The sequence below is a fragment of the Agrobacterium sp. SORGH_AS_0745 genome (assembly GCF_030818995.1).
In the GTDB taxonomy this organism is placed as follows: domain Bacteria; phylum Pseudomonadota; class Alphaproteobacteria; order Rhizobiales; family Rhizobiaceae; genus Agrobacterium; species Agrobacterium tumefaciens.
Genome location: NZ_JAUTBI010000004.1, coordinates 252,333 through 268,737 on the forward strand (window position 1 = coordinate 252,333; position 16,405 = coordinate 268,737).

At 57.5% G+C, this 16,405-nt stretch carries 13 protein-coding genes and 2 pseudogenes; 8 read left to right on the forward strand and 7 right to left on the reverse strand.

Translation table 11 applies throughout. From position 1 onward, the window contains the following. The first annotated feature begins 1 nt into the window (after nt 1). Complete coding sequence (locus tag QE432_RS24850; RefSeq protein WP_019565788.1) at nt 2-922, forward strand: efflux RND transporter periplasmic adaptor subunit; 921 nt, start codon at nt 2-4, stop codon at nt 920-922. A 113-nt stretch (nt 923-1,035) separates the two neighbouring features. Next, entirely contained in the window at nt 1,036-1,896 is an 861-nt protein-coding gene (locus QE432_RS24855; RefSeq protein WP_080802885.1) for an alpha/beta fold hydrolase, read from the forward strand. 145 nt (nt 1,897-2,041) lie between these two features. Here QE432_RS24855 and QE432_RS24860 read toward each other — a convergent pair whose 3' ends face one another. The 3 genes from QE432_RS24860 to QE432_RS24870 are packed head-to-tail and all read right to left on the reverse strand — an operon-like array spanning nt 2,042 to nt 5,618. Further along, nucleotides 2,042-4,021 (reverse strand): iron ABC transporter permease, encoded by a 1,980-nt coding sequence (locus QE432_RS24860; RefSeq protein WP_306627300.1) that lies wholly within the window; start codon nt 4,019-4,021, stop codon nt 2,042-2,044. After that, nucleotides 4,018-4,875, reverse strand: coding sequence for an ABC transporter ATP-binding protein (locus QE432_RS24865; RefSeq protein ID WP_174047965.1), 858 nt, complete (start codon nt 4,873-4,875; stop codon nt 4,018-4,020). The genes QE432_RS24860 and QE432_RS24865 overlap by 4 nt, the downstream gene beginning before the upstream one ends. Then, entirely contained in the window at nt 4,872-5,618 is a 747-nt protein-coding gene (locus tag QE432_RS24870) for an AraC family transcriptional regulator (RefSeq protein ID WP_034502199.1), read from the reverse strand. Before QE432_RS24870 ends, QE432_RS24865 begins: the two co-directional genes overlap by 4 nt. 285 nt (nt 5,619-5,903) lie before the next feature. Between QE432_RS24870 and QE432_RS24875 the strand changes: the two genes are divergently transcribed. The 3 genes from QE432_RS24875 to fhuF are packed head-to-tail and all read left to right on the forward strand — an operon-like array spanning nt 5,904 to nt 9,777. After that, a complete protein-coding gene (locus QE432_RS24875) occupies nt 5,904-8,099 on the forward strand; it encodes a TonB-dependent siderophore receptor (RefSeq protein ID WP_306627303.1) in 2,196 nt (731 codons plus the stop codon). Between the two features lie 44 nt (nt 8,100-8,143). Beyond that, nucleotides 8,144-8,965: an iron-siderophore ABC transporter substrate-binding protein gene (locus QE432_RS24880; protein ID WP_113049122.1), complete on the forward strand. Its 822-nt coding sequence runs from the start codon at nt 8,144-8,146 to the stop codon at nt 8,963-8,965. Between the two features lie 14 nt (nt 8,966-8,979). After that, entirely contained in the window at nt 8,980-9,777 is a 798-nt protein-coding gene (gene fhuF, locus QE432_RS24885; protein ID WP_306627305.1) for a siderophore-iron reductase FhuF, read from the forward strand. Between the two features lie 11 nt (nt 9,778-9,788). On the opposite strand, the gene QE432_RS24890 is transcribed toward fhuF, so the two are convergent. Next, the gene (locus QE432_RS24890) at nt 9,789-10,718 is read right to left on the reverse strand and encodes a LysR family transcriptional regulator (RefSeq protein WP_113049120.1); all 930 of its coding nucleotides are present in this window, start codon (nt 10,716-10,718) and stop codon (nt 9,789-9,791) included. Between the two features lie 117 nt (nt 10,719-10,835). Here QE432_RS24890 and QE432_RS24895 point away from each other — a divergent pair. Beyond that, nucleotides 10,836-11,701 (forward strand): annotated as a pseudogene (locus QE432_RS24895) (aldo/keto reductase family oxidoreductase). A gap of 224 nt (nt 11,702-11,925) precedes the next feature. On the opposite strand, the pseudogene QE432_RS24900 reads toward QE432_RS24895, so the two are convergent. Together QE432_RS24900 and QE432_RS24905 are read right to left on the reverse strand one after the other, a co-directional pair. Next, nucleotides 11,926-12,132 (reverse strand): annotated as a pseudogene (locus QE432_RS24900) (LysR family transcriptional regulator); the annotation flags it as partial. 43 nt (nt 12,133-12,175) lie between these two features. Then, nucleotides 12,176-12,925 carry an AraC family transcriptional regulator gene (locus QE432_RS24905; protein WP_026330863.1) on the reverse strand — a complete coding sequence of 250 codons (750 nt, stop codon included), beginning with the start codon at nt 12,923-12,925 and terminating at the stop codon, nt 12,176-12,178. Nucleotides 12,926-13,015: 90 nt separating this feature from the next. Here QE432_RS24905 and QE432_RS24910 point away from each other — a divergent pair, with 90 nt between their 5' ends. After that, on the forward strand, nt 13,016-13,933 hold the full coding sequence (locus QE432_RS24910) for an NADP-dependent oxidoreductase (protein WP_111790880.1): 918 nt from the start codon (nt 13,016-13,018) through the stop codon (nt 13,931-13,933). 168 nt (nt 13,934-14,101) lie between these two features. Here QE432_RS24910 and QE432_RS24915 read toward each other — a convergent pair whose 3' ends face one another. Further along, a complete protein-coding gene (locus QE432_RS24915; RefSeq protein WP_013637468.1) occupies nt 14,102-15,016 on the reverse strand; it encodes an AraC family transcriptional regulator in 915 nt (304 codons plus the stop codon). Nucleotides 15,017-15,109: 93 nt separating this feature from the next. On the opposite strand from QE432_RS24915, the gene QE432_RS24920 reads away from it, so the two are divergent. Beyond that, nucleotides 15,110-15,856 (forward strand): SDR family oxidoreductase, encoded by a 747-nt coding sequence (locus QE432_RS24920; RefSeq protein WP_013637469.1) that lies wholly within the window; start codon nt 15,110-15,112, stop codon nt 15,854-15,856. Nucleotides 15,857-16,405: the final 549 nt, after the last annotated feature.

A 16,405-nucleotide genomic window follows, 5' to 3' on the forward strand; every position in this document is an offset into this window, starting at 1 on the left:
CATGAAAAATCTGACGCTCACCACGGGTCAAGTGCTTCTAACCCTGTCGATGACGGCATGTGCTGCGATTCTGGGCTGGCACTTGTGGTCTTTCTACATGGAGGCGCCATGGACCCGTGACGCCCATGTCCGCGCTGATATCATCCGATTGGCACCAGATGTTTCCGGGCCTGTCGCCGAGGTTCTGATATCAGACAATGCGCAGGTGGAAAAAGGAACGCCGCTGTTTCGCATTGAAACGGATCGCTTCTGCCTCGCGCTGCGCGAGGCAGAAGCGAAGGTAACGGGTAGCAGGGCGGCTGCGGAGATGGCGAAAACCGATTTCGAGCGGTATCAATTGCTTGCCTCAAAGGAAGCAGCCAGCCTGAAGGAGCGACAGCAAGCGGAAAGCCGGATGTATCAGGCAGAGGCCGCCTATCGATCTGCACTGGTCGCGCGGGATCTGGCAAAGCTGAACCTTGAGCGGACAATCGTGAGAGCGCCGGCGTCCGGGGCAATTACGAACTTTTCCCTGCGCCGGGGTAACTATGTCCTGGCTGGAACTGCGGTGGGCGTCCTGGTGGAAAAAGAATCCATCTATCTTGCAGGGTATTTTGAAGAGACAAAGCTACCGAGAATCCATATCGGTGATCCAGTTACGATCAATATCATGGGTGAAGCCCAATCGGTCACTGGGCATGTCGCGGGAATTGCTGCGGGGATCGAGGATCGGGAACGAAGCGATAGTGCGGGTTCGCTGGCAAGCGTGACGCCGACATTCTCATGGGTTCGACTTGCCCAGCGAATCCCGGTGCGGATCGAGATCGATGAGGCTCCGGCGACGGTTCGGCTGGTCGCGGGAAGGACGGCGACCGTTTCGATTGAGCAAAAGCGGGACCAGGCGGCACCTCCTCTCCCATTGCCCTCCGCCATCACACCCTGATCGCTACCAAAGCCGAGTTCTAAGGCAATGCCGAAGCGCAGGGTCTAACGGCAGGCTGAGGCGGAACCGGTCGTCGCAGAGACCGTTCACTCAACGATTTCAGGGGAAGCGCGATGTTTGAAAATTTCAAGCTGGAAATGATCACGGTTCCGGAAACAACGCTCCGGGTTCGCCATGGCGGAAGTGGTCCACCGCTTCTTCTGCTGCACGGACATCCGAGAACACACACAACCTGGTACAAGGTGGCCCCCATCCTGGCCGAGAAGTTCACGGTTGTTTGCCCCGATCTGCGAGGTTTCGGGAAGTCTGGCAAGCCGGCTAACCCGTATGATCATGAAGCATCGTCAAAGCGGGCCAAAGCTCGTGACTGTGTCGCTCTCATGGAACATCTCGGCTTCAACCGGTTCTTTCTGGCGGGCCACGACCGCGGCAGTTACACCGCATTTCGTACTGCGATGGACCACCCTGAAAGGGTTGAGAAGCTCGCAATCCTTGATGGGGTTCCGATCCTGGAAGCGCTGGAGCGATGCAATGTTAGCTTTGCCACGCATTGGTGGCATTGGTTCTTCTTTGCTCAACACGACAAACCCGAGCGGGCCATTCTTTCTGATCCCTTGGCCTGGTATGGCGGCAGCGAGGCTTCCATGGGAAAGGGAAACTTCGCGGACTTCCGCTCGGCTGTTGAAGACCCCGCGACTGTCCGGGGAATGCTGGGTGACTATCGCGCGGGTGTTCACATAGACCATCTCCACGATCTTGATGATCGAAATTCCGGAAAAAGACTGACATGCCCGCTTCATGTCCTGTGGTCACTGCAGGACGATCTGGAAATGTTGTATGGAGATGTGCCGGCGGTATGGCAGCCCTGGTCGAGCCTTCCCGTTTCGGGCCGGGGAATAGAGAGCGGACATCACATGGCAGAAGAGGCCCCTGTTGAACTGGCGCGTGAGCTCATCTCATTTTTCAAAGCGTGAAGACATCGATCGCGCCCATCCCTTGCCGAAGAAATGATCAGCATTGTCGCTGGGCCGGTTGGCACGACGCTACGTGATCCGTTGGTCTCATAAGAGCGAACACCTGCAAACAATCGTATCGGAGTTCTGCGCTACTTCGGTGCGATCAAGACAACCGTGACCTCAATCCGGAACGCAGCAGGATCATGAAGGCGGGTGCGCCGATAATAGCGGTGATGATGCCTGCCGGAAGTTCGAGCGGCGCGATAATGCTGCGACCGACGGTGTCGGCAAAAGCCAGCATCACTGCGCCCAGCATCATTGCGATAGGGAGATTTTTTGCGTGGCGTGCTCCGGTAAGAAGTCGAGCCGCGTGCGGTGCGAGCAAGGCAACGAAACTGACGGCCCCGATGGAAGAAACGGCGATCGCCACCGCACAGGCGGCATAGACCATCGCGTATTTGCTCGCGGTTCCCGTCGCCAGGCCCAGTGAGCGGGCCTTTTCATCCCCAAGCAAAACGGCGTCGAGATGGCGACTGAACAACAGGCCTATAGCCGACAATGCAAAAACCCACGGCATCAGCATGGAGGCGTCGGCGTAGCCGCGGGCGTGCGTCGAGCCGACGAGCCAAGAAAGTGCCTGAGCCGTTTGCAAGCGCGCCTCCACGACAATGATTGTTGCGGCCGCGCCCAGGCTTGCGGCGATTGCGACACCAGCCAGAACCAATTTTTCCGGAGAATTCTTCGGCGCCAGCAACCGGAGCAGCAAAAGCACGGTGATGGCCCCCAACAGAGCGACGGCCTGGAAAGTTGGCGTTGCTGGTGAAAGTCCCAGCAGGAGTGCGACGAGGCTAAACAACGCTGCTCCCTGTGTAAGGCCCAGCGTCTCTGGCCCGCAGAGCGGGTTGCGCGTCACCGCCTGAAGGACCGTGCCAGCAGCAGCGAGCAACGCGCCACAGCCGAGTGCGACAAGAAGGCGAGGCGCGCGCAGGTCGAGGTTTCCTGTCACCTCGGCAAGTGTCAATGATATTCCGTCGCCTGTCGCGAGACTTGCCGCCATCGTCAACAGGCCCAAAGCGACAAGGGCTCCAACGGCGAGGAGGAAAGGTGGGGGCGCGATGCCTATGGGCAAACCTATGCGGCGCTCCCCCCCGATCTTTGCCCTGCGCAGCAGGAATAGCATGACCGGTGCACCGAGGCAGGCAATCGCAACGCCTGTAGGTATGGTCGTGCCATTGCGCGCCAAAGATTGCGTGGCGACATCTGCAAGGAGGAGGCTGTTTGCTCCCCAAACCGCTGAAAGCGGCAGGTGGCGGTGATGCCGGCTTATACCCAATGCGCGCAATACGTTCGGGACTGCAAGGCCGACGAAGCCGATGGGCCCTGCAAGGGTTACGGCGCAGCCGCAAAGAAGAACGCCGATGAGCAGACCGAAAAGCGTGACGGCCCGTGTTACCCCCAGACTAGCCGAACCCTTGTCGCCCAGTCCCAGCAAGTCGAGGGCGCGCGCCATCACGATGAGCGCCACGAAGGACAGGAGCACCAACGGGGTTGCTGTTGCGGTTCTGGACCATCCGGTCTGGTCCAGAATGCCGGACGACCAGAGTAACAGACCGGACGCCCGTTCGTCAGCAATAAGCACGATTGCCGATGACACCGCGGAAAAACAAAGCGACACGGCGACACCTGAAAGAGCCAGCCGGCCCGGCGGGGCTTGAAAGCCGCCGGCCAGTGCAAGGCACGCGGCCGCGCCAGCAAGGCCGCCGGCGCTCGTCACTACGATGGGCGGCAGAGACAAGGGAAGCAGCAAGGTCGATACGACGAGGAAAAGCTGCGCGCCACTGGTTACAGACAGTATATCCGGAGCCGCCAAAGGGTTCCTCAAGACGGTCTGAAGAACCGAACCTGCTAGCGCAAGCGCGGCGCCAGTTGATATCGCTGCGACCAGACGGGGCGCCCGAGTTGTTTCCAAAATTGCCTGCGCGAGCGTCTCAGGGCCTGTCGGAAAAAGAAACACATCCCTCCAGCCGACCAGCCTGCTTCCCACTCTCAATTCCAGCGCTGCCAGGACCAGCAGAAGGACCACGCCGACGGACCAGACAAGGGCTGGAGCAAATCGACGAAAGGGGAGGCAAGACAAATTCATAGTTGAGCCAAGGCCTGACGGCTTTGCCGGTTGCCGGCGCCGATCCAGTCGACCATGCAGTAGGTTCGCCCGCTTCCATCTGGATGTGGCACGAGATCGACGTGGCACTCAAAGGCTTGCTGCAACAGGTCAGTCCGCAGCACCTGATGCGTCGGCCCAGCCGCAAGAACCTGACCCTTTTGCATCAGGACGACGTCATTGGAGATATCCATGACTTGATTGAGGTCATGAAGCACCGCGATGATCGTAAGACCTTCCTCTGCGTTGAGTTTGCGCAGGAGGGTCAGCAATTCGGCCTGGTGTCTGATGTCGAGAAAGCTCGTGGGCTCATCAAGAAAAAGGATGCGCGGCTCCTGCGCCAGAGCCATCGCCAACCAAGCTCGCTGCCTTTCACCGCCGGACAGGGTCGTGAGTTGCCTCGCACGCAAATTTTGAAGGCCGACGCGAAAAATGGCGCTTTCGATAATCCTGCGGTCCCGTGTCGACAGTCGACCAAGCCAGGGACGGTGAGGATAACGGCCTTGTTCAACGAGTTCTTCGACGCTCAGGCCGATGGGAACCTCTGGTGTCTGGCTTAGGACGGCAACCTGGCGGGCGACGGTGCGTCGCGACAACGCGTTGAGCGGCTGCCCGGACAAGCGGATTTCGCCTTCCGTCGGGTATTCGAGTCCGGCGAGGCATTTGAGAAGCGTGCTTTTACCGGAGCCGTTCGCGCCGCATATGACGGTAATCCGGCCTTCAAGCGCAACGGCATCGACCTTTCGGAGCGCTTGAGCCTGATCATAGACGACGCTGAGACCAAACGCCTGAGCCGCGATGGCCTGCGTCCTCTGTTTGCTCGGCGGCCTGTTCATCCTGCCACCTCACGCATGGCCTTGCGAAGAGAGGACAAGCTGCGATAACCGACGTCCGCCGCTGCCTCCTCCAGGCGCGCTCCCTCGGCCTGGCGGCGCATGACATGCGCCATGCGCAAGCGACGCCGCCATTCGGCGAAACTCATGCCGGTCTGAATTCGGAATTTCCGGGTCATGGTGCGCCTGCTCATGCCGAGATTGTCTGCCCAGCGATCTATATCGAGATCGAGCGACGGTGTTTCAGAAAGATCCCGACACAGCCGTTGCAATCGCTTGTCACTTGGCATTGGAAGCGCAAACGGGCCTTCCTGCGCATTTGCGATCTCCTCGAGCATCAGTGCCGCGAGATGTCCGCCGCGGCCATTTTCGTCATAAAGGGTCGGTTCGTTCAAAAACGCCCCAACCGTTGCCGAAAGGAGTGTGGAGGTTGAGATGACACGCGTCGGCTCCCATGGCATGGCGACGCCTGGATCCGGTTCGATGTAGACCGACTGCATGGAGACCCGCCCGTGTGAATGAACGGCGTGTGGTATCTCCGGGGTAATCAGCAAACCGTAACCACAGGGGATGATAAATGAGGTGTCGGGGGTACGGGCGGTCATGAATCCGTCGATGATCTGTAACAATTGGCCTCGGCGATGGCTGTGCCAGCCAAAATCGACGCTTTGCTCGTAGGTCCGTGCCATGGCAGCGACGGGCCGCGGCACATTTTGAAGGTCGGCTGCCCTTTGCGGCTGTTTCATCATGGTTCCAGGCGATGGGATTTCTCATAGCAGTCTCACGACCGCATCCAACGCAGAGAGCCATAATCGCGCAGCGTCCATATTTCAAAAGGAAAGATTGGCCCGACAAAACAGAAAACTACGATTTAGCCAGATAAGGCCACTAAATGGCCCGCAAAAGCTCGATTTTGACCTGACAATGCTGATAAAAAAAGTCTAGTTAAGCGGCCAAGCGTGCGGGATTTGGCAAACACTGCGGACAGTCCGGGGTACCCTTCGCGCAGTATTCCTATCACAGGTCCTCGAATGCAGAACACCGTCCTTCGCCTTCGCACATCAACCTGCCACGTCACCAGACAGCGGCTCCTGTTTTTCGTGTCGGGCGTTGCGTTGAGCGCGCTCGTCCTCCAGAAGGATACGGCTGAGGCACAAGAGACAAATGCTTCCACCGTGCTTCAGCCGATCGTTGTCCAGGGGACAGCGGCGACAAAAGGGGCCCGTGTCGAACAACGTGGCTACGTAGCAACGCAGTCGGCTTCAGCCACCAAGATCACGACGGCGATAGCCGAGACACCGCAATCTGTCTCCGTCGTGACCCGCGGCGCCATGACCGATCGAGCCGTACAGACGGTGGCGGACAGCTTGCTCTATAGCGCGAATGTCAACGGCCAACGCTACGGCAACGATCCCCGTTCCGATTACTTCAGCATTCGCGGCTTTGGCGCCGATCTTTATCTCGACGGCTTGCGCGTGCCACAGATTGCAAACCAGACAGGCGGCTATGCTGGCTTTCGCGTGGAGCCTTACTTCCTTAATCGGGTAGAAGTGCTGCGCGGACCAAGTTCCGCGCTTTTCGGCCAAACGAATGTCGGCGGCGTTGTCAACATGATCAGCAAGGATCCATCAGAGACAGCTGGCGGAGAAGTCTACACCCGTTTCGGAAGTTACAAACAGAAGGAAGCGGGGTTTGACGTAACCGGCCCTCTCGGTGCGGATTCCGATCTCACCTATCGCTTGGAAGGCATTATCCGCGACAGCGAAACAATGAACGATTTCGGAAAAAACGACCGTTTCGCCATAAGCCCGACGGTCAGGTGGTCGCCGGATGAAGATACCAGTCTCACGATATATGGCGCTTACATGAAGGATGACGCTGGCCAGGTGCCCTCGCTTATTCCTGCCGTCGGGAGCATCTATCCCAATCGTCTCGGTTTAACGATACCGCGCAGCTTTTCGGACGGAGATCCCTCGCTGGCGATCTACGACAAGGAAACGGCCTATATCGGATATCGGCTGGAACACGCATTTAACGACGATCTCGTTCTGCGCCAGAATTTCCGGTACTCGTACCTGGACGTCAATTATCAAAACCTTTTCGGCAATGGTCTTTCCGCTAACCAGCGCACGCTTTCACGCCTCGTCTACAATGCGCAGCCAACGCTCAACGCCGTGGCGTTGGACACCAATCTTGAGTACAGGTTCGACAGTGGGCCAATCAGCCATACGCTTCTCGGCGGTATCGATGTGCAGTGGCAAAACCTCGTCAACAGGACAGGATCACGCAGTGGCCCCACTCTCGACCTGTTCAACCCGGGTTACGGCATTAGCGTACAGCCGGCAGCACTGACGACACACCTTGATCAGACACAGCGTCAGGTTGGTTTTTATCTGCAGGATCAAATGGAACTCGGCGGCCTTCGTCTGACCGTTGGCGGTCGCCAAGACTATGTCAGTAACGACTCCGACAGCACCGCTCTTGCCAGCGGTCTTACCACCCGATACCGGCAGGACGATTCAGCTTTCACGGGCAGGGTTGGTGCCGCTTATGTCTTCGATAACGGCCTTGTACCCTACGCGCTATATTCAACGTCCTTCTCCCCGGTGCTGACATTGACGCCAACGCCGCTGAAGCCAACCAAAGGCGAGTTGAAGGAAGTCGGTGTGAAATTCGCGCCACAGGGGGACGATTTCAGCCTGACCCTGTCCGGGTTCGAGGCAACGCAACAGAATGTCGTCAATCGTGTTGCAAGCGTTTATTACCAGACTGATGAAGTGCGCGTTCGTGGGATCGAACTGGAGGCCAACGCCACGCTTTGGGACAGCCTCAACCTTACTGCGGCGGCGAGTTGGCAGGATCCTGTGGTAACCGAGAGCCAGACGCCAGCCCAGATCGGGAAGATGCCGTATACCGTTCCAAAGCAGCAGCAATCGCTGTTCGTGAGCTATGATCTGCCGATGCCAGATAGCTGGAACGGCAAATTGACGCTTGGTGCAGGTGTCCGTCGCATCGGCAAGACTGCCGGGGATACGGCGAACTCCTTCTTCGTTCCTGGTTATACGCTGGTGGATGCATTTGCCCGTTACGAACATGATCGCTACTCGTTCCAGCTTAACGGGTACAATCTCGGCGACAAGACCTACGTCGCCGGTTGCAACACCCCCACGCAGTGCTATTACGGGCAGGGTTTGACCGTTGTCGGAACAGTGAGCGTGAAGTGGTAGCTGGTATTCGCAGACGATCGTTCTTGAGCGGCGCGGTGGCTTTAATGGCTGCGCCAGTGGCACTCGCCGCCTCAGGATCTTCACGCCTGGTCACGCTCGATTGGACTGCCACCGAGATTGCCCTTTGCCTTGGAATATCGCCCGTTGGGTGCACGGAAATCTCCGGCTACAGAACATGGGTCAATGTCGCAAATGAAGGCCTTTCGGACGCCGTTGACGTTGGACGACGACAGCAGCCAAGCCTGGAAGCGATCCGCAAATTGCAACCTGACCTCATCTTGACGTCTCGCTACCGGCACGCGTCCATCGCCCGTGCGCTCGGTAAGATCGCTCCGGTTCACCTGATCGACGATCAGGAAAACGACGGTGACATGTTGGTAAGCGTCTATCAGAGCGCCCGTCAGACGGGCGCAGCACTTTCCCGATCGGATGATGTCGAAAGGCTCCTCGCACGTTTCGATGATGATATCGAAAACCTGAAATTGCGCGATGCCTGGCAGGCAGGCCGCAAGCTGGTTGTCGCGCAACCATTACCTGGCGTTCCGCGGTTACGGGTCTTTGCACCCAACGCCGCAATTTCGAGCCTTCTCAGGAAAATCGGTTTTGCCGATGGCATTGAAATGCCGGCGCAATCCTTCGGCTTTACGACAATCGATCTGGAAGGACTTGCGTCTATCGATAGCGACAGCACCTTGTTCATCCTTGGCGAGTCCGTTCCGGCTGATCTTCTCCACGCTTCGCTCTGGCCTATGCTGCCTGTCGTTGCGCAAGGAAATGTCCGTTTGACTGGCACACCCTCCTGGCCGTTCGGTTCCACGGCCTCGTTGCAGCATCTGGCTCGCCAGATCGTCTCCCGGTTCGTCTAGGCGGGCGGGAGCGTATGCGAAGGTCAGAGGTTCTTGGCGAATTGCTGCGGCAACCGGCGCACTCGCAGTGGAGAGATTTCTTCCGTCGCAGGCGGCGTACCGACCTGACCTTCATTGAATTGCTGGAGCACGATAATCTCTTAGTGATACTCGGCAATTACGGTCGCCGACATGGGCCGAGCGCGCCCCTTGCCGCCGTTGCTGGCGAGTGGTCGAAGCGGTACTTCGCCAAGGTAATGGGACCGATTGCTACAGCCGCGATGCTGCTGGATTGGCGCATGCCTCTTACACCGGCAGACTTGAGCATTGACATCAGCGAAGAAGGGGAGATCGTCTCGCTTGGCCTGTCTGGTTTTGGTCGCCCGGTTCAAGCGAAATCAGCACAAGACCGTTTCGACTTTTTGTTCAGTGGCAATATCGAGGGAGTTATCCGAACTGTTTCGGATGTGAGCGGACTGTCTCGCAATGTCCTTTGGTCAAACGCGGGCAACATGTTCGAAGCCATCGCGCGCAGTTACGCCATGGAAAATCATTGCCCCGATGCGGGCGTGGCCGATGCGCTGGAACTGCTTGAATCGCCTCACATGGCAGATGGCTCACGTAATCCGATTTTCAGACCCATCCTCTACCGTCAATACGAGGGCAAGCCAAAGCGTCTCCGCCGCATCTGTTGCATCCGATATCTGATTAACGGACTGGATTACTGCAAGACGTGCCCATGTCTGAATAGTCGCTCTAGTCCGATGCATGATGCGTGTTATCGCGATATGCACGATGGATCGACCAATGCCGGCGGCAAGAAACAGAGCTAAGGACTTTGAATTCACGGGCCGGGCTGCAAGGATTTCGCTGCATCTTTGTGCGATTGTCTCACGAAATCGATAAATGCGCGCAAAGGCGCGGGCACAAGCCGCCGTCCGGAATAATAGAGGAACGGGCCGGAAAACCGCAGCCACCATTCTTCCATCACCGGTACCAGATCTCCTCTATCGAAGTGTGGCCTTAGCCAGTCCTCAAAAATATAAATAATGCCAGAACCGGCAATGGCTGCGTCGATACCAAGATCGGTGCCGCCGCCGAACTGAACAATGAGGTTACCTTTAGGATTTATGGCGATTTCTTCCCCATCGCGTTCGAATTCCCAGGAGGGAAGCGCGCGCCCCGAAAACCGGCCTAAAATACAATCATGCGAAAGCAGGTCTTGTGGATGTTGCGGTTTGCCTCTTCTTGCAAGGTAACCCGGCGATGCGGCAAGGGCGTAGCGCTGCTGGCGCGGTCCGATCGGCAAAGCCACCATATCCTGCTCGAGCCGTTCGTCATAACGGATGCCTGCGTCGCAGCCGCTCTTTATGATGTCGACGAAATTCTCATCGGTCACGATTTCCAGCCTTATTTCCGGATAGGCCTTTAGGAACGGCGGCACGATCGGAGGCAGGACCAGCCTTGCAGCACTCATCGGAACATTGAGTCTGAGATCCCCCGAGGTGCGGCCGCGGCTGCTTTTCACCTCGTCGAGTGCCGATGCCACCTCTGCGAATGCGGGTCCGGTGCGCTCTAGCAAGAGACGTCCTGCATCCGTCAGGAGCACGCTGCGGGTTGTGCGATTGAATAGTCGTACCCCAAGGTCTTCTTCGAGACGCTTCACCGCATCGCTCAACGCCGAGGAGCTGACTCCACTTTCGCGCGCGGCCTGCCGAAAACCTTTGGATCTAGCCACCAGTAAAAACGCATTCAGATCCGGTAAATCCGACACCCTGCTCTCCAAACACAAAAAACAATTGTCCGTCCTCACGGACAACCTGTCCGGATTATAGCTTCTTGTAGCGTATATGCCACCTGTCTATTTTGCAGGAACACAAGGAGATGGACCATGAGCACTTTTGCAACTTCAGGAACCTTCACGCTTGGCGATCATACGGTGCGCCGGCTGGGCTATGGCGCGATGCAGCTTGCAGGCAAGGGCGTTTTCGGGCCTCCGAGCGATCGTCCGGAGGCCATAGCCGTCCTGCGCGAGGCGGTGGAAAGCGGCGTCAACCACATCGACACCAGCGATTTCTATGGCCCGCATGTTACAAACGAGATAATCCGCGAAGCTTTGCATCCCTATGACAACGACCTTGTGATCGTCACCAAGGTCGGCGCAGGCAGGGGCGCGGACGCTTCGTGGTATCCGGCGTTCTCGCGCGCGGAGCTGACACGGGCCGTTCATGACAACCTCCGCAATCTCGGAGTGGATGTGCTCGATGTGGTCAACCTGCGCGCTAGTTCGACGTGCACGGCCCCGCGGAAGGCTCACTGGACGAGCCTCTTGAGGTTCTGGCGGGTTTAAAGCAACAGGGACTGATCCGGCATATCGGACTGTCTAACGTCACGGCGAAGCAAATCGAGGACGCCGGAAAGATCACCGACATCGCTTGCGTCCAGAATCAGTACAATCTTGCGCATCGGCAGGACGAAACCTTAATCGACACACTCGCCTCCCGAGGGGTTGCCTATGTGCCGTTCTTTCCTCTTGGCGGCTTCTCGCCGCTGCAATCCTCTACCCTGTCTGACGTGGCCGCCCGGCTCAACGCCACGCCGATTCAGGTTGCGCTTGCCTGGCTTCTCCAGCGATCGCCGAACATTCTCCCGATCCCTGGCACGTCGTCACGGGGACATCTGCAAGAAAACCTCGCCGCTGCCAGGATAGAGCTCCCCTCGGAGGCACTGTTGGAGCTTGATAAGGTGGCTGCTTAATGCCGCTTGTAGAAATCTGGGGAATTTGTCGACGGGTTGTCATCTGTCCTCACGCCCGCTTTTGGCAACTGCTGCCTAGTCAGCGTCGCCCCAGAAGCAGACATTCGCTGCCATTGTCAGGACAAATTCACTAAGTGTCGAGGAAAGCGCGGACGGCCGGGTTTGACCGCCGGCTCTCGGGCCACAGCGCCGTGATGTTGTGCCGTCCCACCGCATAATCGGCCAGAACCTGCAATCCGTAAAGTGCCAGCGGGCTCGGTGCGCGCTGCTTTTGCCGCCTGCTCTATATCTTCGGCGTCGTGCAGCAGCCTGAGCGCACGCTCATGAAGATCGCGCCCCTCGGTCGTCAGGGCCAGGGAACGTGTCGTACGCGCAAAAAGCGAAACGCCGAGCTGCTTTTCCAGCCGCTGAATGCTTTTGCTGACCGCCGACGCTTCGCGCCAGAGGCGGTCACGTTCACTTGTGTCATCGCGTCTAATACTGAGGATGGCAAACGAATGCACCGGGTGTTGTTGAGGTGACTTGTCTGAACGCGCAGGAAAACGACGCAGTGCTTGAGAAGCCTGCATCGCTCGCCACGTCGGCGATCGCCTTTCCCTGAGCAAGTTGTTCCATGGTTCTTACTATCCGAGCTCGTTGCCTCCAAGCTTTCAAGGTCATTCCTGTCTCACGCGGGAACAGACGGCTTGCTGTACGAACCGAGGTTGCGGCGCGCGATGCCAACTCGTTTAAGTCCATGCGATTGCAACGATCACCAAGAGCGATCTCAGCCACACGCTTTGCGACAGGGTTCTTGGGCAAGGGAAGGTAGGTCGGCGCATCTGATACTGCACTCAATTCGAGAAGTACCAGCCTCACTACCAGCTCTGCCCTTTCCGTCACGTGGTCTTCTTCCATCGCTGCGACGAGCAAGGAGCGCAGCAGCGGCGTTACCATCGATGCAAAGACCCGATCGGGAAAATTCGACGGAGCCCAAGTCGCGATCGCAGAGGGTTGACAGTTTACCATCCAAAGCTCGGCGTCCGTCATGATGTCCAGGCGATGTGGAACACCTGCCGGAATCCATGCAACAAGTTGAGGAGGCACAAGCCAGACACCTTTATCCGTATGGAGCTGGATCATTCCAGAAGCAGCGTAGGTAAGTTGCGCTTCATCATGAGAATGCAGCGGCAGTGCTGAACCGCGCGGTTTCGTAATGCGATGGATATTGAAAGAATGGTGCATATCGAATGGCCTGTCCGCGATGCGGAATGGCATCACATCGATAAACTACACGTATATTAGAAAGAAGGTCAATATTTTGGAGATGTGACGATGAAAGCTGCTGTCATTCGTGAGTATGGCTCAAACGACGTTGTGGAGATCGCCGAGGTTGATCGGCCAGAGCCAGGAGTCGGCGAGGTCTTGGTGAAGGTTCACGCGGCAGGGGTGAACCCGATCGACTGGAAAATTTGCAGGGGAGCGGGCAAGCGCATGGGGATGACCCTGCCGATTCACCTCGGAGAAGAACTTGTGGGCTCGATCGAGAAGCTCGGTGCTGACGTCGAAAGCTTTCGACAAGGTGAGGCCGTTTTCGGCATGGTACGCACTGGCGCTTTTGCCGAATATGCGGTCGCCAAAGCATCAAATCTTGTGCGAGTGCCTGACACCATTGACGTCCTCCGTGCAGCAGCCCTTCCACTGGCAGGCTCCACGGCTTGGCAGGCGCTCTTTGATGAAGCAGTATTATCGGTTGGACAACGTCTTCTCATTACAAACAGTTCAGGCGGTGTGGGTTCCCTAGCTGTGCAATTCGCAAAAGCAAAAGGGGCGCATGTTACGGCGGTAGCTTCAGGCCGCAACGAGGAATTCGTTCGTGCTTTGGGTGCTGACGAGTTCATTGACTACACGATCCGACCGTTTGAAGACGCAGCACGCGACGTCGATATCGTACTCGACACAATGGGCGGCGAGACGTTCGAGCGTGCTTTCAAAACGCTGAAGAGAGGCGGCTTTATGATTACGGTCGTAGCCTTCCCCAACGACGAAGCCGCGCGCTATGGTGTCAGCGTCAAGCGGTCGTTTACAGTTCCGAGCGCGCGGAACTTGGCTTCGATCGCGGAACTGGTCGAAGCTGGGAAAGTGGTGGCGCACGTCGATACCGTTCTACCCTTGGCGAAGATCAGGCAGGCGCTTGCACTATCTGAGGCCGGTCGGACTCGCGGTAAGATCGTTCTAACCCTCACTGACTGATACCCGCCAGTATTGCCCTTTATTCCATCGTGTGATGATCGCCTTGAGCCAATGCACGTCATGCCGTCGATTCACTAGAAGAGGTCTTCCGCTACGCGCCTACAGCAGTCATATGAACTATTACCGTTGGCGACCTGTATCGGGTGGCATCATAAGATTACAGGCATACTAGGGGTTGGCACTGAGCTCCGGCCTTCTAGCGAACCTGCCAGGAGGGCAACCAAGCCTTTTGCTGAACGCTGTGCTAAAGGCGCTTGCGGATTCGTAGCCTATTTCATCCGCGATCCGGTCGAGCGACTTTGCACCGCTCAGCAAGGCCTGCTTGGCGATAGCGATGCGCCATCGCGCCAGATACTCAATTGGTGCGCACCCGAGAATCTCGTTAAATCGCGCGGCGAAACCCGATCTCGACTTGCCAGCTATTCCTGCCATATCCGCTACCGTCCACCTTCTCCGAACGTCTTCGTGAATGGCACGCAGGACCCGGGCCATGGCTGGATCGCGCAGCCCGTTCAGCAAACCCGCCGAGGCAGTGTTGTTACCGATAATGTCCCACCTCAATGTCTCTATCAGCAGTGTCTCCAGCAAGCGTTGGACAATAAGTTCCTTGCCGGGATGTTCGGTAACGCACTCCTCAGACAGCAATTCGATTAAGCGGCCAAATCGCGTCCCGCGCCCCGCCGAAGCGGGAATATAAATTGCATTCGGCAGCAGCGCGAGCAGCAGCGGGGCGTTGGCACTCTCGATAGAGAAACTCCCGCCCAGCGCAACGAAATCTGGCTTTCCTTCTTGGTCGCCGTGGCGAACAGCTTCAGCCAGAGGTTCAGCAGTAATGCAGGGAGCTCCAGGTTTGCTACACAAGGAGAACGCGGGCGTAGTCGGCAAAAGGAGAAAATCGCCTTCGTTGATCGGTAGCGGTTCTCGATCACCTAGTGTGAGCCATGCTTCACCAGTCAGGACCAGCGTAAATCCAGGCGCGTCATACGATCTGTAGCGAACGCCCCATTGGCCGCGCCCGGAGATGGGCTTCGCTATCGCGGCTCTGGGCCGAAGTAGCGTGATGAGATCACTTAAAGGATCCATTTTGGACGACTCATAAATTAATTCGGACTCTGAATTATAGATCGTCTTAAAGACTCCGTCTATCACTATCTGACCGCAACCAAGGAGACTGATATGACAAAGACCATTCTCATTACCGGCACATCGTCCGGCTACGGCAAGGCTACTGCCGAACACTTCCTTTCTCGCGGGTGGGACGTTCTCGCCACCATGCGGCGTCCGGATCCGTCACTCTTTGCTAAAACTGACCGGCTGCGCGTGCTGCCGCTCGATGTCACCAGCCCCGACAGTATCGCCAGCCTCATCGAGTCTGCCGGTCCAATTGACGTGCTGGTCAACAATGCCGGCGTTGGCGGCGTTGGTGCGTTCGAGGCGATGCCAATGTCCCTCATTCGACAGCTTTTGGAGACCAACACGATCGGTGTCATGGCGATGTGTCAGGCCGTAATTCCGCAGTTGCGCGAGCGACGCTCCGGAACCATCATCAATGTGACATCGAGCGTCGCCTTGGGGGCATTCCCACTGGCGGCAGCCTATACTGCCACCAAACAGGCTATTGAAGGCTTCTCGGCGTCGCTCGCGCATGAGTTGAGCTATTTCGGCGTAAGGGTGAAGCTTGTGGAGCCTGGTTACGCGCCGACCACGAGGTTCGGGGCAAATGCCATCGTTCCTGTCTCGGAACTCCTTCCCAGCAGCTATGCAGACTTCGCACAGCCGATCCTCGAGGCGTTTGCGCATCCCGCCCTGACCACCGCGGAAAGCGATGTTGCAGAAGCAATTTGGCAGGCCGTTCACGATACCGAGAACCGCCTTAGGTTTCCTGCTGGAGCGGACGCTCTCGCGCTTGCTCAAACGCGCTGATGAAATCGGCACGAGGGGGGCGGCAGCAAATTAGGCGGCCTTTCTGCTGCCCTTCTATCCAGCGATTCACCAGGCTCGTCCCGTTATAAAATCCCCCTCGATTCTTCTGGGCGATTCCGGAGATCAGGCGCGTTCCCTCCGTTCCGATTTCACGCGCAGTGATTGCTCAGGCCAAGGATAAGCGCACGGTGAAGCCGCCTTGTGAGGCGAGCCTGAACGTCGGATGTCCTGGTGATAACATCAGGAATAGTCCTGTGACGAAGCATCCGATTGAAGTCATCACGTCTGTTGAACGCCGCCGGATAGCAAACACGTCGGTGCGGGTGATCGTTTCGGCGGTCTCTGCCGGTCAACTAATACCGTCCACGACATCTAGTCCCCGCCAGAAGCTCCGCGATGGAACGATCAAGCTGGGTCGGGGCCGATGTGTCATCGTGGATAGTTGCGGATCCCGACGTGAAGCCGGCCACTATTCCGATCGAAGATCGGCCGGTTTTAGGAACTGAAGCATAACCCCTGGTCACCTTTGGCATGAAATGGACCGGCACA